The 23,643-nt window shown below is 37.8% G+C and carries 23 protein-coding genes; 13 read left to right on the top strand and 10 right to left on the bottom strand.

The annotated features are described in order from the left end of the window. Positions 1-103: 103 nt before the first annotated feature. On the top strand, positions 104-400 hold the full coding sequence (locus tag ACMFKV_RS00965) for an alpha-crystallin domain-containing protein (RefSeq protein WP_413154263.1): 297 nt from the start codon (positions 104-106) through the stop codon (positions 398-400). Between the two features lie 143 nt (positions 401-543). Next, on the top strand, positions 544-795 hold the full coding sequence (locus tag ACMFKV_RS00960) for a BQ00720 family protein (protein WP_413154262.1): 252 nt from the start codon (positions 544-546) through the stop codon (positions 793-795). Positions 796-1,288: 493 nt separating this feature from the next. Here the strand turns inward: ACMFKV_RS00960 and ACMFKV_RS00955 are convergent, their stop codons facing one another. Further along, positions 1,289-1,876 carry a transglycosylase SLT domain-containing protein gene (locus ACMFKV_RS00955; protein ID WP_413154261.1) on the bottom strand — a complete coding sequence of 196 codons (588 nt, stop codon included), beginning with the start codon at positions 1,874-1,876 and terminating at the stop codon, positions 1,289-1,291. 99 nt (positions 1,877-1,975) lie between these two features. Then, on the bottom strand, positions 1,976-3,154 hold the full coding sequence (locus tag ACMFKV_RS00950) for a DNA recombination protein RmuC (protein ID WP_413154260.1): 1,179 nt from the start codon (positions 3,152-3,154) through the stop codon (positions 1,976-1,978). A 90-nt stretch (positions 3,155-3,244) separates the two neighbouring features. Between ACMFKV_RS00950 and def the strand changes: the two genes are divergently transcribed. Genes def through truA form a run of 3 tightly spaced genes read left to right on the top strand, consistent with a single transcriptional unit; the run spans position 3,245 to position 5,449 of the window. Continuing rightward, the gene (gene def / locus ACMFKV_RS00945; protein ID WP_413154365.1) at positions 3,245-3,775 is read left to right on the top strand and encodes a peptide deformylase; all 531 of its coding nucleotides are present in this window, start codon (positions 3,245-3,247) and stop codon (positions 3,773-3,775) included. After that, a complete protein-coding gene (fmt, locus tag ACMFKV_RS00940; protein ID WP_413154259.1) occupies positions 3,775-4,704 on the top strand; it encodes a methionyl-tRNA formyltransferase in 930 nt (309 codons plus the stop codon). Before def ends, fmt begins: the two co-directional genes overlap by 1 nt. Before the next feature lies 1 nt (position 4,705). Next, positions 4,706-5,449, top strand: coding sequence for a tRNA pseudouridine(38-40) synthase TruA (truA, locus tag ACMFKV_RS00935; protein ID WP_413154258.1), 744 nt, complete (start codon positions 4,706-4,708; stop codon positions 5,447-5,449). Positions 5,450-5,480: 31 nt separating this feature from the next. Here the strand turns inward: truA and ACMFKV_RS00930 are convergent, their stop codons facing one another. Then, positions 5,481-6,260, bottom strand: a complete 780-nt coding sequence (locus tag ACMFKV_RS00930) for an LOG family protein (protein ID WP_413154257.1) — start codon at positions 6,258-6,260, stop codon at positions 5,481-5,483. A gap of 193 nt (positions 6,261-6,453) precedes the next feature. On the opposite strand from ACMFKV_RS00930, the gene dapD reads away from it, so the two are divergent. After that, the gene (gene dapD / locus ACMFKV_RS00925) at positions 6,454-7,290 is read left to right on the top strand and encodes a 2,3,4,5-tetrahydropyridine-2,6-dicarboxylate N-succinyltransferase (RefSeq protein WP_413154256.1); all 837 of its coding nucleotides are present in this window, start codon (positions 6,454-6,456) and stop codon (positions 7,288-7,290) included. An 85-nt stretch (positions 7,291-7,375) separates the two neighbouring features. Here dapD and lepA read toward each other — a convergent pair whose 3' ends face one another. From lepA to dnaK, 5 genes are all read right to left on the bottom strand, one after another. Continuing rightward, on the bottom strand, positions 7,376-9,181 hold the full coding sequence (gene lepA / locus ACMFKV_RS00920; protein WP_413154255.1) for a translation elongation factor 4: 1,806 nt from the start codon (positions 9,179-9,181) through the stop codon (positions 7,376-7,378). Between the two features lie 547 nt (positions 9,182-9,728). Further along, complete coding sequence (locus tag ACMFKV_RS00915; protein WP_336287657.1) at positions 9,729-10,625, bottom strand: DMT family transporter; 897 nt, start codon at positions 10,623-10,625, stop codon at positions 9,729-9,731. A 33-nt stretch (positions 10,626-10,658) separates the two neighbouring features. Continuing rightward, a complete protein-coding gene (gene argB, locus ACMFKV_RS00910) occupies positions 10,659-11,564 on the bottom strand; it encodes an acetylglutamate kinase (protein ID WP_336287803.1) in 906 nt (301 codons plus the stop codon). An 820-nt stretch (positions 11,565-12,384) separates the two neighbouring features. Further along, a complete protein-coding gene (gene dnaJ / locus ACMFKV_RS00905; protein ID WP_336287802.1) occupies positions 12,385-13,527 on the bottom strand; it encodes a molecular chaperone DnaJ in 1,143 nt (380 codons plus the stop codon). Between the two features lie 157 nt (positions 13,528-13,684). Then, the gene (dnaK, locus tag ACMFKV_RS00900) at positions 13,685-15,574 is read right to left on the bottom strand and encodes a molecular chaperone DnaK (protein WP_336287656.1); all 1,890 of its coding nucleotides are present in this window, start codon (positions 15,572-15,574) and stop codon (positions 13,685-13,687) included. 770 nt (positions 15,575-16,344) lie between these two features. On the opposite strand from dnaK, the gene ACMFKV_RS00895 reads away from it, so the two are divergent. Beyond that, on the top strand, positions 16,345-16,818 hold the full coding sequence (locus ACMFKV_RS00895; RefSeq protein ID WP_413154254.1) for a copper chaperone PCu(A)C: 474 nt from the start codon (positions 16,345-16,347) through the stop codon (positions 16,816-16,818). 153 nt (positions 16,819-16,971) lie between these two features. Here the strand turns inward: ACMFKV_RS00895 and lysM are convergent, their stop codons facing one another. After that, the gene (lysM, locus tag ACMFKV_RS00890) at positions 16,972-17,421 is read right to left on the bottom strand and encodes a peptidoglycan-binding protein LysM (protein ID WP_336287654.1); all 450 of its coding nucleotides are present in this window, start codon (positions 17,419-17,421) and stop codon (positions 16,972-16,974) included. A gap of 391 nt (positions 17,422-17,812) precedes the next feature. On the opposite strand from lysM, the gene ACMFKV_RS00885 reads away from it, so the two are divergent. From ACMFKV_RS00885 to thpR, 6 genes are all read left to right on the top strand, one after another. After that, entirely contained in the window at positions 17,813-18,535 is a 723-nt protein-coding gene (locus ACMFKV_RS00885) for a response regulator transcription factor (protein WP_336287653.1), read from the top strand. Between the two features lie 38 nt (positions 18,536-18,573). Further along, positions 18,574-20,358: a sensor histidine kinase gene (locus ACMFKV_RS00880; RefSeq protein ID WP_336287652.1), complete on the top strand. Its 1,785-nt coding sequence runs from the start codon at positions 18,574-18,576 to the stop codon at positions 20,356-20,358. A 23-nt stretch (positions 20,359-20,381) separates the two neighbouring features. Then, the gene (locus tag ACMFKV_RS00875) at positions 20,382-20,846 is read left to right on the top strand and encodes an HPr kinase/phosphatase C-terminal domain-containing protein (RefSeq protein ID WP_336287651.1); all 465 of its coding nucleotides are present in this window, start codon (positions 20,382-20,384) and stop codon (positions 20,844-20,846) included. A 127-nt stretch (positions 20,847-20,973) separates the two neighbouring features. After that, positions 20,974-21,369 carry a PTS sugar transporter subunit IIA gene (locus ACMFKV_RS00870; RefSeq protein ID WP_336287650.1) on the top strand — a complete coding sequence of 132 codons (396 nt, stop codon included), beginning with the start codon at positions 20,974-20,976 and terminating at the stop codon, positions 21,367-21,369. A 17-nt stretch (positions 21,370-21,386) separates the two neighbouring features. Then, positions 21,387-21,686 (top strand): HPr family phosphocarrier protein, encoded by a 300-nt coding sequence (locus ACMFKV_RS00865; RefSeq protein WP_336287649.1) that lies wholly within the window; start codon positions 21,387-21,389, stop codon positions 21,684-21,686. 629 nt (positions 21,687-22,315) lie between these two features. After that, complete coding sequence (gene thpR, locus ACMFKV_RS00860) at positions 22,316-22,879, top strand: RNA 2',3'-cyclic phosphodiesterase (RefSeq protein ID WP_413154253.1); 564 nt, start codon at positions 22,316-22,318, stop codon at positions 22,877-22,879. Positions 22,880-22,961: 82 nt separating this feature from the next. Here the strand turns inward: thpR and grpE are convergent, their stop codons facing one another. Beyond that, complete coding sequence (grpE, locus tag ACMFKV_RS00855; RefSeq protein WP_336287647.1) at positions 22,962-23,642, bottom strand: nucleotide exchange factor GrpE; 681 nt, start codon at positions 23,640-23,642, stop codon at positions 22,962-22,964. Between the last annotated feature and the right edge of the window lies 1 nt (position 23,643).

The following is a 23,643-nucleotide window of genomic DNA, read 5'->3' as shown; positions in this document are numbered from 1 at the left end:
CACCTTTTCTCTTGAAGTTATTACTCACACTCGCCATATGGAAAGAATGCAGAAAACGCTTTTTAGAGTTTGATTAAATAGCCACTTTGAAGAGATATTCACAATGACATATGTGATGCCTTTCTCCAATCCCCTTTTTTCAGGATTTGAAACAGCAAAGAAAACGTTACAACATATTGATAAAACTAATGGAGTTCACCTAGACTATAATATTGAGCGTTTACAAAAAATCGATAATATAAATCGTATATGTATAACTCTGGCTGCTTCTGGATTTAAAGTCAATAATCTTGGTGTTTTTCTCAACGATACTCAACTGATTATTTATAGTAAAAAACTAGACCGTAAAAATTACCGATATTTTTATCACGCGATAGCTACCACATCTTTTTTTACTTAAGGGAATATACATCACAAATGCTGAGTTGAAAAATGGTCTTTTATAAACTAATCTACAGACATTAAACAAAAACAAACAAAACAGATTCCAATCACAGCCAACAATGGTGAGTGAAAAAAATCAAAACGTAAAGGAACGATGAGATGGGAGAACAAAAACAAAACTTATCAGTGCAAAACATAACCCACTCTGATGCAGGGCAGATTGCTTATTTAAAAAAAGTTTGTACAGATGATCTGGCTACCAATTTTCCAGATCTTCCACCAATGACCCCAGGAATTACGATATGGGCTCTCTTTGGTGAAACAGGTTATCCGATCATTTTATCTGACGAACGTTCTGTCGCTCTCGCAGGAGCCAATGAGCATGAACTACAAATCGTAACTTTGCACTAGACTATCTTACAAAAAATGATTGAGTTGTCCTTAAATCCTGTCAGCTCTGTTCAGTAAAGTAAAAGAGTAAGCCTGTTTCTGTTAATGAATTGGAAAAAACAATTCTCATTTTAAGAAATTATGGCTATTTTTAATTTAGAAAGTGTGTACGTGCATTTTATTTTGAACTGCCTCTATTATGTATCATCAATCTTTTAGAGTAGCAGCGCTTATTTTTTCTTTCTCTTTACACAAAGAACGTTGAAAAGTGTTATTTGGTACATTTCAGATTTGTATGTTGAACGCCTCGTCTCCTGATACCATATCCTCTTTTTAACAAAAATTTTTACACAATACCGTCTTCATCACGCATTGCAAAAGCTTCTATTGCCTAAGCTTATTTAACTTGCGTAATCCGCCACCTCGTACCCACATTCGCGTTACGATAAACTTTGTTATCAAACCAACTTTAAAACCAACCCTATTCCCGATTCAGGCATTTGTAAAATTTTTCCTAACGCAGCCCACATGCTCTTAATTGCTGTTCATAGTTTTTAGCTATTCTTTCCATACGCTGTGCTGCTTTTATAAGTGCTGCAGTTGCATACCCCCCACTGCGAGCATAAGCACCATGTCCCATATGATAATTTAAATAAAGGCTATATGCATCATCAACCCTAACACCATTACGTTGAACACTTTGGCGATGATACCAAGCAACAAAATCAGCAGCATCTGCAAAATTGTTACGCCGCGCAAACAATCTTCCTGTAGAGCGGAGATACATTGTCCACGTACCATCAATTGCTTGAGAATAACCATACGCTGTCGACCGACGCTTCCATGGAATAAAACCAAGCAATTTTTTGCGCGGAGGACGTGCATTGTGACGAAAACCCGATTCTACATTAATAGTTGCCAAAATAATAGGCATAGGAATCCCATGATACATTTCTGCTCTTTTAGCAGCTTTTCTCCAATTATTAAAAAAACCACCTTTTTGAGCAAAAATAGCGCAAGCATTATTCGTATATATGGGAGGTTTTGTAGCGCACCCTCCTAACAAAAACACAAATATTCCTAAAAATACAAGGTTCCGCATATTTTTATTCCTCTTCATTAAGAAATAAAATAAAAATATTAAAAAATTTTTTAATCAACAAAAGAGATGATCACATTCTACTGTATTGGAAGCTTTGCTTTAATCCTCATCAACCAACCGCAATGTTTGCGACTCAACAGGAGTTTTCGCTTGCGTTTGCATAGAATCACTCTCTTTTAATTCAAAAGCTTCAATACGATTAGCTCGCTTCATAATTTTAGAAGATGATATCAAAATTGCTTCAACATCCTCACCCACTTTGTAAAAATGCTTCTGTAAATCGCGAACACGTGTATCCATTCGCCCAAAATCTTTCATTAATTTTGCTACTTCTGACTGGATCAAATGCGCTTGTTCACGCATTCGCGCGTCTTTCATGATAGTTTGTACAACTTGAACAGATAACATCAATAAAGATGGAGAAACAATAATCACATGTGCTTGATTAGCCTTTTGTACCAATGACTCAAAATCTTCATAAATTGTTGCAAAAATCGATTCCGATGGTACAAAAAGAAAAGCCGTATCGTGCGTTTCTCTAGGAATCAAGTATTTTTGCGCAATATCACGAATATGCACCTCCATATCAGCGCGAAATTGACGTTCTGCCTCCTGACGCTCTTGAGGTGATGGTGCTTTTCGCATCGCATTCCAAGCCTCTAAAGGAAATTTAGCATCAATAACCAGAGAAGGTGATTTATGAGGCATATGAATGAGACAATCTGGTCGCTTCCCATTTGAAAGAGTCGCTTGAAAAACATAAGAATTTGCTGGCAAAGCATCAGCGATAATTGCTTCCATACGTCCCTGACCAAAAGTGCCGCGTGTCTGTTTATTACTTAAGATTGCCTGCAGCTGAACTACTTGCCCCGTAAGTGACTGAATATTATTCTGTGCAGCATCGATCACCGCTAATCGTTCTTGCAAACGCGTTAAATTTTCATAAGTAGATTTAGTTTGCACTTGTAGAGTTTGCCCCACGTTTGTTGTCATCATATTGAACTGTTCACGAATAGACTGATTCAATTCAGTCTGCTTTTGACCAAAAATTTCTACCATTGCTTGCATACGCCCTTGCATTTCAGTTTGTGTCTTCAACAATGTTTCCATCTGCATTTGCACTTCACAAGCACGTTTGGCCATTTCACTTTCTAAAAGTGCTTTTTTTCTATGTGAGCGTATGAGCATAAAAAATGCTAAACAAACTAATAAAAGTAGAACTATCAATCTAGCAAAAGACTCACTAAAGAGTAAAAAAGAAAAAAACGAATCAAACATGAAAAACAATATAATGCTCTTATCGTAAAAAAGCGCAAAAATTTATTATTCAATATTGACCCATAACAAACCATTGATTAGTCTATGTTAATGTTAATGAAATCTTTAGTGACTCTACCTGATCCAGTTTTACGAGAAGTGTCCAAACCCGTTGAACATATTGATTCAACTCTCCAAAAACTTGCTGATGATATGTTGGACACCATGTATAATGCTCAAGGAATTGGTCTTGCCGCCATTCAAGTTGGAATACCATTGCGTATTTTGACCATAGATGTCTCTAGAGATGATGCTCAGAAGAATCCGCTTATTATTATCAATCCAGAAATTTTATGGCTTTCAGATGAGCGCAATATTTGCAAAGAGGGTTGTCTTTCTATTCCTGAATATTACGCAGAAGTCGAACGTCCCAAACGCCTCTGTGTTCGCTATCAAGATCGCCAAGGAAAGCAAATGGAAATTGAAGCTGACCACCTCTTAGCTACTTGCTTACAGCATGAAATTGACCATCTAAATGGCTGCCTTTTTATTGATCATATTTCGAAGATTAAACGCGATATGGCAATACGAAAATTAAAAAAACGAGCAAAAGAAAAAAATATACGGGAAACAATTTTGTAATGGCATTACGTTTAAGTTTTATGGGAACACCAAGTTTTTCTGTACCCATTTTACATGCTTTATTAGATGCTGGTCATGATATTGTAGCTGTTTACAGTCAGCCTCCCCGTCCAGCGGGACGTCGTGGTCTTAAGCCAATCCCCTCACCTGTTCAAAATGCAGCACAAGCAAAATCCATTCCTGTATTCACTCCTCAAACGTTTAAAACAGCCGAAGAACAAGCTCAATTTGCAGCGCTCTCCGTTGATGTTGCGATCATTGTAGCTTACGGGCTGCTCTTACCGAAAGCCATTCTTGAAGCACCGCGATTTGGCTGTTTTAATGCCCATGCTTCATTATTACCGCGGTGGAGAGGCGCTGCACCTATTCAGCGTGCAATTATGGCTGGTGATAAGGAAACAGGGATAATGATCATGAAAATGGATGAAGGTCTTGATACAGGGCCTATTGCTTTATCTCGATCCACCCCTATCACCGATAACATTACAGCCCAAGAACTTTCAGATAAGCTTTCGCATATAGGAGCAGAACTCATTGTGGAAGCTTTGTCCGCCCTTGAAAAAGGTCAACTTAAACTCACTCCACAATCATTGGATGGAATAACCTATGCCTCCAAAATTCGAAAGGAAGAAACACAAATTGACTGGACGAAATCAGCAGAATCCATTCATAAGCATATCTGTGCTCTCTCTCCCTCTCCTGGTTGCTGGTGTGAAATGACTATAGGAGGAAAACGGCAACGGATAAAAATTCTTGGAAGCCGTTTAGCAGCGGGTCATTCTCTTGAAATTGGTAAAATAGAGCCAAATAAATTGATTATCCATTGTGGACAAGGGCGTCTTGAAATAACTCATCTCCAAAGATCTGGTGGAAAAATTCTTGATAGCGCAACATTTTTGCATGGATCTCATATTTCTGCAGTTTTTTAATATGCCACGTTTTAAGCTTACCCTTGAATATGATGGTTCAAATTATTTTGGCTGGCAACGTCAAGAAAAACTCCGTACTATACAAGGAGCTCTTGAACTGGCTATTTTTCGCTTTAGTGGTCAACAACTGACCATTACAACTGCTGGGAGAACTGATGCGGGTGTACATGCTACAGGACAAGTTGCTCATATCGATTTTGAAAAAAACTGGCACGCTCATACTGTACGTGATGCGCTCAATGCTCACTTACAACAACAAAAAGAAGATATTTCAATTTTGAGTGTACAAAATGTCTCTGAAACTTTTCATGCACGCTTTTGTGCAACAAAACGCCATTATCTTTTTAAAATTCTCAATCGCCGCGCACCACCCGCACTCAATGCCAAACGTGTATGGTGGATACCAAAACCTCTCAATGCTGATGCCATGCACGAAGCAGCCCAAAAACTTTTAGGACGACATGACTTTACCACTTTCCGCTCAGCGCACTGCCAAGCTGAAAGTCCTATTCGCACCCTTGAACGCCTTGATGTTCAAAGGCAAGGAGAAGAAATTTTGCTATATGCACAAGCCCGCTCCTTTCTTCATCATCAAATCCGTTCATTTGCAGGAAGCCTTATGGAAATTGGCATTGGACGCTGGACTGCTAAAGACCTTGAAGCAGCTCTTCATGCCAAAGACCGCACACGTTGTGGTATGGTCGCACCTCCTTCAGGACTCTATTTGACACAAGTTGACTATTAGCTACCTTAAAGAATCACTTCTTCAAAAGTGATTAACAAAGCTTATAAAAAGAACGAATTTCTTCAAAGGCTTCCGCTGCTGTATTAACAAATGTTACAAGAGCTACATCGGAAGGAGAAATCATACCTTGCGCAGACAAATAATCAAAATTGACAACATTGTCCCAAAACTCTTTGCCAAACATTAAAATCGGAACTCGTTTCATACGCCCCGTTTGTATTAGAGTAAGCGTTTCAAATAATTCATCTAAAGTTCCAAATCCTCCAGGGAAAATAGCCAATGCCTTTGCCCGCATTAAAAAATGCATTTTGCGCATCCCAAAATACTGAAAATTAAAACACAAATGCGGTGTTACATAAGGATTTGGCTCTTGCTCATGTGGTAAAACAATATTCAACCCAATCGTTGGCGCTCCAACATCAGCGGCACCACGATTTCCTGCCTCCATTATCCCAGGCCCTCCTCCTGTGACAACCACAAATTCACGATATTTAGTCGTGGCAGAATAACGTGAACATAACCGCGCAAACTCCCGCGCTTGATCATAATAATGTGACATAGTTTGCAAATTTTTCTTTTGCATTTCATTTTCTGCTGCCCATGCTTCTTGGCTAGGTTCAGGAATACGCGCTCCACCAAATAAAACAACTGTTGATTGAATATCATATTCCTGCAATGTTATTTCTACTTTTAAAAATTCAAGGCCAATACGCTGTGAACGCAGTTCAGGGCGTGCCATAAATTTTTGATCCATATAAGCTAAACAATCAGTTAGTGAACGCACTTGTGATACATCAGATACTTCACTCATTTTTTGGTCTTTCCTTTTCATATGGAGAGATGGTATCTAGCTATTTTTGCTTATTTCATCTTTTCCTACGTATCTGTCTTATATTCCTGTTGAGTCCTTTTATTGACTACATATATGTCTTCGCGTAAATTATAAATGATAAATCTTGATGCTTTCAACTTATTTAATGGAACCTTTTGGAAAGATTAATTGCATGCAATTTAAAACAATTATCGAAGAAGCGTTTAACAATCGCGATTCTATTAACACCACAACAAAAGGGGAAATCCGTTCTAGTGTTGAATATGCATTGGATCTTCTGGATAAAGGAGAAGTTCGTGTAGCTGAACGCCAAGAAAATGGGCAATGGCATGTAAACCAATGGTTGAAAAAAGCTGTTCTTTTGTCCTTTCGACTCAATCCTATGCGCATCATTTCTGGTGGAAGCAATGAGTCATATTGGTGGGATAAAGTATCTTCAAAATTTTCTGGTTGGCAAGAAGATGATTTTAAAAAAACGAATTTCCGCTCAGTTCCTGGAGCAATTGTACGTCATTCTGCCTATATTGCACCTAACGTCATATTAATGCCATCCTTTGTAAATCTTGGTGCCTATGTTGGTGAAGGAACAATGATTGATACGTGGGCCACAGTTGGCTCCTGTGCACAAATCGGTAAACATGTTCACCTTTCTGGTGGTGCTGGTATTGGAGGTGTTTTGGAACCACTTCAAGCCAACCCAACAATTATTGAAGATCATTGTTTTATTGGCGCACGTTCTGAAATCGTTGAAGGGTGTATTGTCCGTGAAGGTGCTGTTTTAAGTATGGGAGTCTTTATTGGGAAATCTACAAAAATTATTGACCGTACAACAGGCGAAATTTTCATAGGTGAAGTGCCTGCCTATTCCGTTGTTGTTCCAGGATCTTTACCTGGAAAACCGTTACAAAATGGAGATGCAGGACCTAACCTTTATTGTGCTGTTATTGTTAAACGCGTTGACAAAAAAACACGAGAAACAACGGCGATTAATGATCTTTTGCGCGATTAAAAAGCATTTTTCAAAAACTTTAAATCCATAAAAAACGTACAAAAGAAAAAAAATAAAAAGAGAAGAAAACTTCTCTTTTTGTTCATTATTTACTCATTTTAAGAGCTTGAATAAAAGCTGACTGCGGAATTTCTACTTTTCCAAACTGACGCATTCGTTTTTTTCCTTCTTTTTGCTTTTCCAAAAGTTTGCGCTTACGGGTAATATCACCACCATAACATTTAGCTGTTACATCTTTACGCAAAGCACGAATTGTTTCACGAGCAATAACTCTACCACCAATTGCCGCTTGAATTGGAATTTGAAACATATGTTGAGGAATAAGATCTCTAAGTTTTTCACACATAGAACGTCCGCGCTTTTCTGCTATGCTGCGATGCACAAGCATCGACAAAGCATCGATCGATTCTCCATTGACCAAAATAGACATTTTAACCAAATCACCTTCAGAATATTCACGCATCTGATAGTCGAAAGAAGCATATCCCTTTGAGATTGATTTTAAACGATCATAAAAATCGAAAACAACTTCATTTAAGGGTAAATCATACGTCACCATAGCACGCGTCCCAACATAAGATAAACCAACCTGTTGTCCACGCCGTTCTTGGCAAAGTTCCAAAACTGCCCCAAGATAATTATCAGGCGTCATAATTGTTGCCCGAATCCATGGCTCTTCAATGGAAGTAATCTTAACAAGATCAGGCATATCAGCTGGATTGTGCAATTCCTTAACAGAACCATCATTCATATTCATACGATAAACGACAGAAGGTGCTGTAGCGATTAAATCTAAATTAAATTCACGCTCTAAACGCTCTTGAATAATTTCAAGATGAAGAAGTCCTAAAAAACCACAACGAAAACCAAAACCTAAAGCAGCTGATGTTTCCATCTCAAAAGAAAAACTAGCATCATTTAAGCGTAATTTACCCATGGCTGCACGTAAATCTTCAAAATCGGCTGCATCAACTGGAAAAAGACCACAAAAAACAACTGGTTGAGCAGGTCTAAAACCAGGCAAAACTTCTTCACAAGGGCGGCGTTCTTCAGTAATAGTGTCGCCAACCCGTGTATCAGCAACTTCTTTAATAGATGCTGTTATAAAACCAATTTCTCCTGGTCCTAATTCATCAATCTGTACCATTTTAGGAGTAAATACCCCAACCCGTTCAACTGGATATTTTGCCCCTGTATCCATCATGCGAATGGTTTGACCTTTTTTTAATACGCCATCAATCACTCGAACCAAAACGATAACACCAAGGTAAGCATCATACCAACTATCAACCAGCATTGCCTTTAGGGGTTTGACAACATCACCTGTAGGTGGAGGTGGTAATTCCATCACAATTGCTTCTAAAACATCAGCAATACCCAAGCCTGTTTTTGCCGATATTTCCACTGCCTTGGACGTATCAATACCAATCACATCTTCAATTTGTTCTTTAACACGCTCAGGCTCTGCTGCTGGCAAATCAATTTTATTGAGCACAACAACCAGTTCATGGGAATTATCAATAGCTTGGTAAACATTTGCTAATGTTTGTGCCTCGACACCTTGGCTCGCATCTACCACCAACAGTGAACCCTCACAAGCTGCTAACGAACGTGAAACTTCATAAGCAAAATCAACATGACCAGGTGTATCAATAAGATTCAAAATATAAGTTTCACCATTCTTTGCTTTATAATGTAAACGTACCGTTTGTGCTTTAATGGTAATTCCACGCTCGCGCTCAATATCCATAGAATCCAGAACTTGGTCTTTCATTTCTCGTGTTTCAAGACCACCAGTCATTTGAATTAAACGATCAGCCAAAGTCGACTTTCCATGGTCGATGTGTGCTACAATGGAAAAATTACGTATATAATTGCGATCTACAGTCATACAGGGCGATTTAGCAAAGAATAACACAAAACGCAAAGACCAATTACATACCTTTGAACATCTTTAAAAAAAGAAAAAAGTGCTCTGTAAAAAACGAACCTTGCTCCTTGAAATCTAATTAACTCAATCGTAATAAAAACCTTCAAAAATATCCAAATGCTTTTTTATTTTCTCAAATAAGTTTAGAAGTATTATCAACACTCTTTAGCTCATATCAAAAATCTCTCTACAATTTGATCTGTTGATCAAAGCCTGTGTACTATGCTTTTTTTGCCTGTGGATTACAGTTCACTTTGTAAACTTAGGTAAAAAACACCCCCCCCCCAAAAGTAAAATCTGGCAAGCACTTTGTCTTTTAATATCTTTTTAAAATACAAAATTTTAGCTTTCCCGAAAAAACCATAAAGATGAAAATTTTGCCTTATTCTTTCATCTTATTTTATTTGACCGTGTATAAGCTTTTCAAAACCTCAATGAATATCCCTGTTTAAAAAAAAATCATCATTCAAATTGTTGTCTTGAGAAAAGAAAGCTCATTTTTTTTGAATCATTTTATTTTTTTCCGCCATTGTGAGGGTTGTAATTCAGCCACAACAATCCCGATCAGAATAAACAAACCACCCAATAAAGCTAGAGGAGATAAATGTTCACCAGCCAAACGCCCAACAATGCCAGCCCAAACGGGCTCACCTGCGTAAATAAGTGTTGCACGAGTAGGGGAGATAGATTTTTGTGCCCAGTTCATAGCTAATTGAATTACTGCACTCATGAGTGCCAATCCCATACCAACACTCACCCACACCCACGAAAATGCAGGAATGCTTTCTCCTATTAAAGGCATACAAGAAAATGAACAAAAACTCGCAAAAAACAACTGTACAATTGTAATACGATAGCTATTAACTTTACTAGCAAAAAAACCAATAAGAATGATTTCCACAGCAATCGCTAAGGCGCCTAGCAAAGTAAGAATTTCACCTTTTGAAAAATGAATCCCCTTTATCCCTTGTCCTGAAACAAACATAAGCCCAACAAAAGCAAAAATAATACCAATCCAACTGGTTAAACGAGGGGATTTTTTAAAAATAATCCATTGCAATATTGGAACCATCGGCACATAAAGTGCTGTAATAAAAGCCGATTGACTACTGATAATCGTCTGAAGCCCAGATGCTTGCAAAGCATAACCAAGAAACATTGCAAAACCAACAGCGATACCAGCAAAAATTTCATAAGCCGTTATACCCTTCATAGATCGCCCAAAAATCATCCCACACATAAATGAAGCAACGATAAAACGAAACCCTATAAAAAAGAGAGGACCACTATAGCGTACCGCCGTATGTGTGACTAAAAATGTAATCCCCCACAGTATTGTTGCAGAAAATAGCACCAATTCCTGTTGACTAAATGAAGGGCGTTTTAACTGTTTTATTTCAGCCATAAAATTCCATCCTTCGACTTATTCTTCTACATTTTAGGAAACGATAAGAGTCCCAACACCGTGTTCGGTAAACAATTCAAGCAAAACAGAATGAGGCGTTTTACCATTCAAGATAACTACTCCTTCTACCCCATTTCGAAGGGCATTAATACATGTTTCTACTTTTGGAATCATACCTCCTGAAATTGTTCCATTCTTGATAAGCTTTTCAGCTTCAGCGATTGTGAGTTCCTTTAAAATCTTACCTTCTCTATCCAATACTCCAGACACATCAGTCAGAAACAAAAGGCGCTTTGCTTCTAAAGCACCAGCAATGGCTCCAGCAAAAATATCAGCATTAATATTATAAGTTTTGCCATCGCGACCTGGAGCAACAGGAGCAAGAACTGGGATCATTTCAGAACATGCCAAAAGATCTAGTAATCTTCGATCAACTTCAACAGGTTCACCAACAAATCCTAAATCTAAAACACGCTCAATATGCGAATCAGGATCAATCACAGTTTTATAAGCCTTTTCGGCAAAAACCATATTACCATCCTTACCACATAATCCTATTGCCCATTCACCTTCAGCATTTATGAGAGCAACAATTTCTTTGTTTATAGATCCTGCCAACACCATTTCAACGACTTCAACGATTCGTTCATCGGTCACGCGTAAACCATTCTCAAACCGCGATTCAATCCCCATTTTCATTAAAATTTTAGCAATTTGAGGACCACCGCCATGAACCACAATAGGGTTAATGCCTGATTGCTTCAGCAAAGCAATGTCGCGCGCAAATGCCCGCCCCAAATCAGGATCCCCCATAGCATGACCGCCATATTTTACAACGACAGTTTCATTTTCATATTTTTGCATATAAGGTAAAGAAGACGACAAAAATGCTGCCTGTTTTTCAAAAATATCTGCAGCAACTTTCCCAACATCATCCATCAAAAGAGCCTCCTCATCATTTTTCACCATCTCTTAATGAAATTTAGGAAAAGTGAAAACAAATTTTAAAACAAATCTTGCTCTCTCCATCTCCTTGACAATCGTCAAGTTACCTTAACATTACGATCAAAGTAATAATGAGATGAATTAAAATTAGCTTTCTTAGTAATGATTGCTACAAAGGAATTGAAAAAAATATACACTGTCACTCTCTTATGACCTTATGTATAAAATTTAGCAGAAGAATTTAACAAAAATTTCAAGAAACATCGTACATTAATAGGTTTATTGTATCTTATAATAAACTCTTTCACAAGAGTGTGAATATATACAACTGTTGATTTTTTAGTGCAAAAACAAAATCAAATCAAAAAAATCTGTAGTACACACACTTCATTACTACATTCTTCTAAACTATACATACTTCTTTGAAACAACTTGCGAAATTGTTAAAGTGCCCACTATCTTCGTGATAATTAAAATCATCTCACTCACAACAGAAAAATACCCGAAAAAAATTTAAACACCCTTCTGCAGATTTTATCTCACTACAAGAAGAAAGCCATTCCCTCTGTTTATGCAAAAAAATACACACAACCCCTCTCTTAGTAACCATTCACTCCCTTCAAAAGACGTAAATTTCAAAATTACTATTTTATAACATCTTTATAACATCATAACAGCCCTAGAACTGTAAAACGTCTAGCATTTATTCATGCTCTTTCATATGCACAGAATCAGACATACCTAATCGGAGAAAAAAATTCTGAAATATTTCACCAAAATAATCCGTTAGGCATGCCTTTTTCACACTTCCTTACTAACTTTGACCAGAAATATTCTCAAAAAATTCTTTCATACGTGAGAAAAAACCGTGCGATTGCGGCGAATTTTCATGATTTGAAAGCTTCTCAAACTCTTGTAACAACTCACGTTGCTCTTTCGTCAGCTTCTGCGGTGTTTCAATAGTGATATGGATATAAAGATCACCTCTTTCTTTCTGGCGCAACATAGGCATTCCTTTACCTTTAAGGCGGAACTGACATCCATTTTGAGTACCTTCTGGAACCTTAACACGTGCTTTAACACCATCAAGATCAGAAACCTCAAATTCACCTCCTAAAGCAGCTGTAACCATTGAAATAGGAACGCGACAATGAAGATCTGCTCCATCTCGCTGAAAAAATTCATGTGGTTTAATAGAAAGAAAAATATAAAGATCACCGTTGGGACCACCACGAATACCAGTGTCACCCTCACCAGAAAGACGGATACGTGTACCATCTTCAATACCAGCTGGAATATTTACACTCAATGAACGGTTTTTTTCTACCCGTTTTTTCCCGTGGCATTTGGGACATGGATCCGTAATGGTTTCACCGCGTCCATGACATACATGACATGTTCGTTCAATGGAAAAAAAGCCTTGCGCAGCACGCACACGACCAGACCCATGGCAAGTCCCACAAGTTTGTGGCTTAGACCCCTTTTTCGCACCTGACCCCTCACAAGTATCACAAGTAACAGAACTGGGAATATTAATTTGTGCGGTTTTTCCTGAAAATGCCTCTTCCAAAGTCACTTCCACATTACAGCTCAGATCTGCACCACGCTCACGGCCATCGCTACGCTTACGGTGTCCACCCCCCATAATTTCACCAAAAAAATCCTCAAAAATATCGGCAAATCCGCCGCCAGCAGCAAAACCACCAAATGGATTTGCTCCCTCTCGACCGTTATTTTCAAAGGCAGCATGACCAAAGCGGTCATAAGCAGCCCGCTTTTGAGGATCTTTGAGAACTTCGTAGGCTTCGCCAATTTCTTTAAATTTCCGCTCTGCCTCTTTATCCCCTGCGTTACGATCAGGATGATATTGCATTGCCAACTTACGAAAAGCGGATTTCAGCTTTTTATCATCACATTCACGGGTCACACCAAGAATTTCATAATAATCAACCTTCATCATGTATTCCTGATAAATCATTTGTCATCTATTTTAAGATAACATTTGCTTTCAATTTATGTCTTTAGTAACAGAGTTGCAACTAATCTCAAACAATAAAGCCCCGCCTTATATTTCAAAGGCCGGGTTTATTGATTCATTAACACATTTTCTTACACTATTTCTTCTTATCATTAATTTCTTCAAAATCAGCATCAACAACATCACCATTTTCTGTATCTGTTTCAGTATTGGCTGCTGCTTGTGAAGCTTCATACATAGCCTGTCCAAGCTTCATACTCACTTCTGCTAATTTCTGCATCTTTGCTGTTACCTCTTCAGTATCAGTGCCATCAAGCGCAGACTTCAAGTCAGATATTGCTGTTTCAATCTGCCCTTTCTCTTCAGCTGATACTTTATCACCATATTCAGTCAGCGACTTTTCAGTTGAATGGATAAGAGCTTCCGCTTGATTTCTAACTTCAACACCTTCACGGCGCTTTTTATCTTCAGCCGCATGCTCTTCTGCATCTTTAACCATTTTTTCGATATCAGAATCACTCAAACCACCTGATGCCTGAATACGAATCTGGTGCTCTTTACCAGTTCCTTTATCTTTGGCTGAAACATTCACAATACCGTTTGCATCAATATCAAAAGTAACCTCAATCTGAGGCACACCACGTGGTGCGGGTGGAATACCAACAAGGTCAAATTGCGCCAACAGTTTATTATCACTAGCCATTTCGCGTTCACCTTGAAAAACACGAATAGTCACAGCATTTTGATTATCATCAGCCGTTGAAAAAACCTGTGATTTTTTAGTTGGGATAGTTGTATTGCGTTCAATTAAACGCGTAAAGACCCCACCCAACGTTTCAATACCCAAGGACAAAGGCGTTACATCCAAGAGCAATACATCTTTTACATCGCCCTGCAGTACGCCCCCTTGAATGGCAGCACCCATCGCAACGACTTCATCAGGATTAACACCTTTGTGTGGATCCTTGCCAAAAAAGCTTTGCACCACTTCCTGAATCTTGGGCATACGAGTCATACCACCCACTAAAACAACTTCGTCAATCTCGCCAGCACTCAATCCAGCATCTTTTAATGCAGCTTTACAAGGCTCGATAGTACGTTGAACTAAATCATCAACTAAAGATTCAAATTTTGCCCGAGTTAATTTCATCGTCAAGTGCTTTGGACCAGATTGATCCGCTGTGATAAATGGCAAATTAACTTCTGTTTGCTGTGAAGAAGAAAGTTCAATTTTCGCCTTTTCCGCCGCTTCTTTTAAGCGCTGCAATGCCAGTTTATCATTTTTCAGATCAATGCCTTGTTCCTTTTTGAATTCATCCGCAAAATAACCAACCAAGCGCATGTCAAAGTCTTCACCACCTAAAAAAGTATCTCCATTGGTCGACTTAACTTCAAAAACGCCATCTCCGATTTCAAGGACAGAAATATCAAAGGTACCGCCACCAAGATCGTAAACAGCAATAGTTTTCCCGTCTTTTTTATCCAAACCATAAGCTAAAGCAGCAGCTGTTGGCTCATTGATGATCCGCAAAACCTCAAGCCCAGCAATTTTACCAGCATCTTTAGTAGCCTGACGTTGCGCATCATTAAAGTAAGCAGGAACTGTAATAACTGCTTGTTCAACCTTTTCACCCAGATAAGACTCAGCAGTTTCTTTCATCTTTTGCAAAATCATAGCTGAAATTTGCGATGGAGAATATTTTTTACCCGTTTCTTCAACCCACGCATCACCATTGTCGCCCTTAACAATTTTATAAGGCACAAGAGCTTTATCCTTTTCAACCATGGGATCATCAAATCGGCGCCCAATCAAACGCTTAACTGCAAAAACTGTCCCTTCAGGATTTGTAACCGCTTGTCGTTTAGCAGGCTGACCAACAAGCCGTTCACCCCCATCAGTGAAAGCAACAACAGAAGGTGTCGTACGCGCTCCTTCTGAATTTTCGATGACCTTTGCATTTTTGCCATCCATAACAGCGACACAAGAGTTAGTTGTCCCCAAATCAATACCAATTACTTTTGCCATATTATAATCTCCATTCAGCAAGCTGCCTCAACCTTCATCAAGCATCCTTTTAAAACAGCTCCTTATCACATTCAAAGCCTGCATCTCGTTTCAAATTACACAAAAACAATAAATTGAAAGTCACAACAAGCTCCGTTGCTTGGTATATAAGAACAAGCTCTTATCGCTACAAGAGATAATGAAGAAACATTTCCAAAATAAAGTTTTTCCTTAAAAAGAGTACTGTATTTTCAATATGCACGTGCAAAGATTCGCCCTCATTGAAAATACAAGTAGGTACAACAGTGAGTTTCTTCTTTGATTCTTGTAACATGAAAAACATTAACTGGTAAAAATTGAAAACAATGACAAAGGTAATGATGAGCATCTTATCTGATACTCTTTGTCCATACACAAACCACTGTATGTAAAAGCCACTGTATGTAAAAGATTTTTGAAATATTATTCGAGCGCTACAGATTTATATCACGAATCGCAATCTTCTTTAGATAAACCCTCACTAACCGTAATATTTTTACGCAATTCATAAACGTAGTATCTCTTACATCTCAGCTTATGCTAATTTCATCTTGCCCATTACAAAAATAAACGTTTCGTTATTCTCTGAAATGCACGCAATTTTAAACCTCATCTCCTTCCTTACAAAACAACAAACTCACGCACTCTTACCAAGAATAAAATGCGCAATTTTCTCTATTTATTTTGACGAAAAACTCTGCTAATGCATTCACAGATTTCAAAAATGATTTAATGAATGAGGGTGAATAATGATGATACTTATTACAAAAAAAGTTATCAAAAATATCTTGGGAGTTCTTATTTTTTCTCTTATAGCTTTGCCGGCAATCGCTCATGGATATAAACTTGGTAGTTTAGAAATCATTCACCCTTGGACGCGTCCAACACTCGCAGGGACGAAGTCTGGTGGTGGTTATCTTAGTATCATTAATCATGGCAACACTCCAGACCGTCTCATCTCTGTTTCAGCAAATGGAGTACAAACAACAGAACTTCATTCCATGACAGTCGTTAACGATATCATGAAAATGGAAAAAATTCCCAATGGCATCGAAATCCCTGGCAATGGCGAAGTCACACTTAAGCCAGGTGGTAATCATGTCATGTTCATGGGGATTTCACAACCATTCAAACTAGGCGATAAAATCAATGCAAAGCTAACATTTGAAAAAGCTGGTACAATTGACATTTATTTTTACGTAAATACAGAAGCTACATATGAATAGTTCCTATTTACTCATTTAATAAATTTTTTCACTAATACTTAATCAGTTTGGCACTTGGGAAGCATAAAAAGAACTTTATGCTTCTTATTTTTATCCAGCGTTGCAGATAAAATATATCTTAAATCAAAGACTTCACCTTACATTTAGTTAAACTTAGTCAAGCTCAGGAATACGCAAAACCTGTCCAGGATAAATTTTATCAGGTGATTTGAGCATTGGTTTATTGGCTTCAAAAATGAATGCATTCTTATCACCTTGCCCTTTTCCGTAAACTTTTTCAGCAATTTTCCAAAGACTCTCACCAGATTTCACCTCATAAAAGTGAGAAGCTTTTGTAGATGTAGTATCCACAATCTTTAATTGATCAATATCAACAGAAGAAATTCCCTGTGTGTTACCAACAACTAAAACCGCCTTTTCAAGTGTTTCCCTATCTTCAACTTCACCACTCAAAATAGCTTTACCATTTTCAATCCGAACACCTACTTTTTCTGTATCAAGCTGAAAATTATCAAATGCATCTTTAAAATCTTCTTCTTTTGGTTCATGATCCCCAATACCAAGTTTTTCTCCAACCGTTCTAACAAAATTAAATAGTCCCATTATGATCTCCTTTTGTGAAATTTAGACACATTTTGTATTCGTTTATCACCATATTATTTTCTTTGTTTTTAAAATTTTTTTGCTCTTAAAGCAGATAGGCGGGTTTTCTAAACTTCAACTATCACAAATCAGTCTGTCCATTTATTGGACATAAATAACGGTAAATTTTGATAAAAATGCCTTAATAAAAATTTTATTCTCAGAAGATGGAACTTAATACATGCAAAAGCGTTATAAAACTGCAAAGACAAAACAGCTTTTATTATGACGATAAAAGGTTTTTTTACTCTGCTACAATTTGTGTCATATTTGCTTTGCAAAAAAAGTGTGAACTCCCATATAAATAGTGTGGGCGATTTGCTACCACGGCAATAGAAAGGTCTAAGAAGCCATGAAGGATACTCCAACAATCATCCAAACGATTGTACTTGTTGATGATGACCGCAATATTTTAACATCTTTATCTTTTGCGCTTGAGACAGAAGGCTATCGAGTTGAAAGCTACACGGATGGAGCATCTGCACTCAAAGGCTTAACATTGCACCCCCCACATTTAGCTATTTTTGATATTAAAATGCCTCGCATGGATGGTATGGAGCTTCTACGTCGACTTCGTCAAAAATCTGATGTTCCAGTTATTTTTCTCACTTCCAAGGATGATGAAATTGATGAGCTATTTGGTCTTAAAATGGGAGCGGACGATTTTATTACAAAACCTTTTTCTCAACGTCTTCTCATTGAGCGAGTAAAAGCTATTTTACGTCGTTCAAGCACTCGTAATCAGCCACTTACAACAGGAGTCTCACCTGCCTCCTCTCTTAAACGTGGAGATCTTGTGATGGATCAAGAACGTCACACCTGTACATGGAAAGATAAACCTGTTATCCTGACTGTCACAGAATTTTTGATTCTTCAAACCTTGGCACAACGCCCAGGAGTTGTGAAAAGTCGTGATGCTTTGATGGATGCTGCCTATAGTGACCAAGTATATGTAGATGATCGCACCATCGATAGTCACATTAAGCGTTTGCGTAAAAAATTTAAACAAGTGGATAATGATTTTGCAATGATTGAAACACTTTACGGTGTAGGTTATCGTTTTCACGAGGTTTAAAATATTTTGTCGCAAAAGTTTGAACGGCGATCAAATCAATGACAAAAAATGTTCAATTGGAGACTTTGCAAAAAAAAGCATCAAACGACGCTTCTTTAAAACGATTTTCTATGTTTGCCCATTTGCATTTTCGGGTACAACGGTTATACAGACAATTATTTTTTTCTAGTCTTACACGTCGTATTGTCATTTTAAATCTTGCTGCCCTTGGCATTCTTGTTACAGGCATTTTATACCTTAATCAATTTCGCGATGGTTTGATTGAAGCAAAAATTGACAGTTTGTGTATTCAGGGAAAAATTATCGCTGGAGCTATTGCTGCCTCTGCAACAATAGATACAAATTCTATTCTCATTGACCCCCAAAAACTTCTGGAATTACAGGTTGGAGAAAGCATCACACCAGCACCGCAATCAACTGACTCTTGGGACTTTCCTATTAATCCTGAACGAGTTGCCCCGCTTTTACGACGTCTTATTACGCCAAAAATAACGAGAGCACGTATCTATGACCGTGATGCCACATTGCTTCTTGACTCACGCGTTATTTATTCTAGCGGCGAAGTTTTCAGCTATGATTTACCCTCTATCAAAACTGAACATAATCTATGGAAACGCCTCTATTCATGGTTTTTAAATATTCTTTATGGCAGTGGTATTTCCCTTGATAAAAAGCAAACAAAAAGCAATACTATTGTTTATCCAGAAGTTTACCGAGCATTAAATGGTTCTCTTGCCACCGCTAGAAGACGGAACAAGCAAGGTCAATTAATAGTTTCTGTTGCTGTACCTGTTCAACGCTATCGTGCAGTGGTAGGTGTTCTTCTTCTTTCAACCACAGGAGCAGACATCGATAACATTGTAAAGGGCGAAAGACTGGTTATTTTTAAAGTCTTTGCCGTTGTCGGTAGTGTACTCTTGGTACTTTCCCTGTTTTTAGCCCATACAATTGCTTATCCATTAAGCAAATTGTCTGCTTGTGCCAATCGTGTACGCAACGGCAATAATAAACGTGTAGAAATTCCTGATTTTTCTGCACGCGAAGATGAAATTGGTCATCTTTCGACCTCTATTCGAGATATGACCAATGCCCTTTATACGCGCATTGAAGCTATTGAACGCTTCGCCGCTGATGTAAGCCATGAATTAAAAAATCCCCTTACCTCATTGCGTAGCGCTGTTGAAACGCTCCCACTGGCTAAAAATAAAGAAGCGCAGACACAATTGTTTGAAATTATCCAACATGATGTACGTCGTCTTGATCGTTTGATTACCGACATTTCTGATGCATCGCGGCTAGATGCAGAATTTGCCCGTGAAACCGCACAAATTGTTGATATGGGTCTGCTTTTAGAAACTTTTGTTCATGCTACCCATGAGATACATCGTAATACGCAGACTATTGATATTAGCCTTAATATTGTTCCACGTCCTCATGGCAAAGCTTATCTTGTGTTAGGATATGAGCTTCGCTTAGGTCAAGTTATTTCCAATCTTATTGAAAATGCACGCTCCTTTATTCCCAATAATGGTGGACAAATTCGTATAACTATGAAAAGTACCGCTTCAACTCTCATCTTAACTATTGAAGATAATGGTCCTGGTATTCGTTCAGAAAATATTGAGCATATTTTTGAACGCTTCTATACCGATCGACCAAGCGAGGATGCATTTGGACAAAATTCAGGACTCGGCCTTTTTATTAGTCGGCAAATTATCGAAGCGCATAATGGAACAATTACAGCTGAAAATATTGTTGACCCCATAACTGAAAATAGTAAAACTGGTGCACGATTTATTATTGTACTTCCCTTTGCCAAATAAGATCTCCATCCAAAGCAAAAAGTATGACAGAAAAAAATGAAATACTGCATGCAAACTGTCTCCAACTTGGAGGCAAAGGATTGTTGATTATAGGTCCATCGGGATCAGGAAAATCAGCTCTCACAATTTCCTTACTTGATCGTGCTGGATGGTCAAAACGTGAAGCAAAACTTATCAGTGACGATTATACAATGCTTTGTGTAAAAAATGGAAAACTTCACGGATATACTCCAGAAAATTTACAAGGTGGCATAGAAATTCGCGGTGCTGGTCTTTATGCAATAGAGTTCGAAAAACAAACAATTATTGACTGCGTTATTCTTCTCGGCTCTGAATATGAACGTTTCTACACAAATCAGACTTTTAAATTTGCGGATTTGCGAATCCCTCTTTTAAAACTCCCCAGCCTTCGCGAAGCAGACTGTACAGTCATTTGCCAAGCCATTGAAGCATTCTTTTTTAGAACAATATGGCATAAATCTGTCTAATTTTTTTCAAAAGATAAAAAAATCATTATTTTTTCTCTTTTTTGAAAATTTTTCTTGGAAGTACAACAAAGCCTTGTAAAATGACATTCCTGCTATATGGGGTCTTTGTTAACAGGAGTTTTGTAAAATGATTGGACTCGTGCTTGTCACGCACGGCAGATTGGCTATCGAATTTTTACATGCTGTGGAACATGTTATTGGAACACAAGAAAAATTCGCAACAATATGCATATATCCTGATGATGACATTGATCAGCGCCGAACTGATATTATAGCCGCAGTTTCCTCCACAAATACAAATCATGGCGTAATCATATTAACAGATATATTCGGTGGAACACCATCAAATATGGCTGTTTCTGTTACTGAAAAAGGACAGGTTGAAATGATTGCGGGCGTTAACCTCCCCATGCTTATTAAACTAATCTCTATTCGTCAATGCCCTGATATTTCATTATCAGAGGCTTTAAAAATAGCACAAGAAGCTGGGCGCAAATATATTAATGTGCCAAGCATGATTTAGCGGATAATTAAACACTGATGCCCTCTAAAGAAACTCTCCCCAATAATACATTAAGTCGTCATCTCAATATTTGTAATAAACGTGGATTGCACGCACGTGCTTCTGCAAAATTTGTACAAACTGTTGACAATTTTAACGCCATTGTTGAAGTTGAAAAAGATGAAAAAACCGTCGGTGGCTCATCAATTATGGGACTTATGATGTTAGCAGCTTCATCTGGTTGTAATATCACTATCCACGTTTCAGGACCCGAAGCAACTGATGCTCTTGATGCTCTTGAAACACTCATCAAAAATAAATTTGGAGAGGAAAATTAAAGCTCTTCACCTCAAAAATTATCATCACCTTAATTGAAAAAAGCTTCTTCTCGTCATTATTTTAATCAGCTTCCTTTTTTCTCTTATGAATATCAGCATATAATATCTGTATAGATATGAATATTTTTAACACTACAATCATTTGCAAATATAAGAATTTATGCCAGTTATATGACGATATTTGTACATACCTCTCTTTAGACAAAGAGCTATCACCATGCTTAACATTTTTAGTTAAATATTTATAAAAGAGAAGTATATGATCTTCTAACTAATGATGCTAAAATATTTTGAATTTGTTTTTGGTAACCGCGAAGATTATTTTACGATCAAAAGTTTATCAATTTTCTTTATATTTGTAAAAATTTGTAATGCTGTTAATAAAAGCACAAGTAATTTTCTAACTCTATATCTTTGCGATAAATTTTACGTAAATATGGCTCTTGTTAGCATCACAACCACCCTTTTAATCAACAAACCTTACAAATTCAGTTTATAATTACGATAGTCATTTTTTAGCCATTCTTTATCTGCATCATTGGGTCTTTTTTGGTAGCACAATAGGGCTACTATCAGCTTATCTATCGTCGTGTTTATGGCGGTGTCTTTTAAGTTATAAGGAAGTGTCTATGCTACGTCTGTTTAGTGCTCTTCAGATTCCTCAAGAAATAACAAAAGAACTTATATCATTGCAGCATGGCTTGCCTCAAGTGCAATGGATGAACCCGCAAAATTTTCACATTACTTTGTATTTTTTTGGCGAAGTTGAACGCTCCCTAGCAGATGAGATTATTTGTGCTCTTAACACAATAAAGCTTCCCCCTTTTCAATTACGCACTCACCATTCCAAGGTTTTTGATTCAGAAACTATTCCTGATTCTCTCGTTGTCCGTATTGAACCTTGTGAAACTCTTAATCTTTTGCATGAACAGATACAGTGTATTCAAGAACGTTTAAAATTACCTCGTGACCAAAGAAAGTTTACTCCCCACATCACCATTGCACGACTGCTCGATGTTAAACCTGAAGATCTTGCTTCTTATATATCTTCTCGGCGTGGTTTTTCGCTTCCTCTTTTTGATATTGATCATTTTGTTTTATTTTCGTCGCCTTCTCTCGATGACAATGTCCCTTATATTGTGCAAGGAAGCTGGAAGCTTCAAGCACAAAAGGGTGCTAAAAACACCCTTTAGGACTTCTTTGCAAAATGCCTCAGAAATGCAAAATCGTATGTAATATTATAGTTTCATTCTGAGAATATTGTTTCTAATGTATTTATGCTGTATCAGGTTCAACAAAAGTTTCTTTTGCTCCACTTTTTGTGACACCAACTATCGCTGGACGCAGGACACGCTCACCGATGATATAACCTGCTTGAACAACCTGCTGAACGGTATTATCTGGAGCATCTGAATTAGGAATTTCAAACATCGCTTGATGAAAATGGGGATCAAATTTTTGTCCCTCGGGATGAATCTTCTTCACCCCATGACGCTCTAATGCTGCCATCATTGCACGCTCAGTCATTTCAACACCTTCAGCTAATGCTTTCAAACCAGCATCATTTTCCCGTGCACCCTCTGGAATAGCCTCCAAAGCACGATTAAGATTATCAGAGACAGATAACATATCACGTGCAAAATTAGCAATTGAATAAGCTCTCGCATCAGCCACATCACGCGCAGTACGGCGCCGAAGGTTTTCCATATCTGCAGCAAGGCGTAAAAGTTGGTCTTTTAGTTCTTTATTTTCATCCTGCAAAGTATCCAAGGAATTGGTACATTCATCGCTTTCTTTTTCAACATCTGTGCACTCTTCAACGTCTGCGTGGCTTTCTGTTTCATGCATTTTCAAAAATTCATCAGCAGCTTGTTTAAGCGTAGCGTGGTCAGCTGGATTTTTCAAATCGCAATTTTCAAATGAAGCGCTAGTAAATTTGTTTTTTTCATTAGACATA

It is taken from the genome of Bartonella propinqua, assembly GCF_047263965.1.
Lineage (GTDB): Bacteria > Pseudomonadota > Alphaproteobacteria > Rhizobiales > Rhizobiaceae > Bartonella.
The sequence above is the reverse complement of the archived record's forward strand: the minus strand, read 5'-3'. Positions and strand labels throughout refer to the sequence as shown.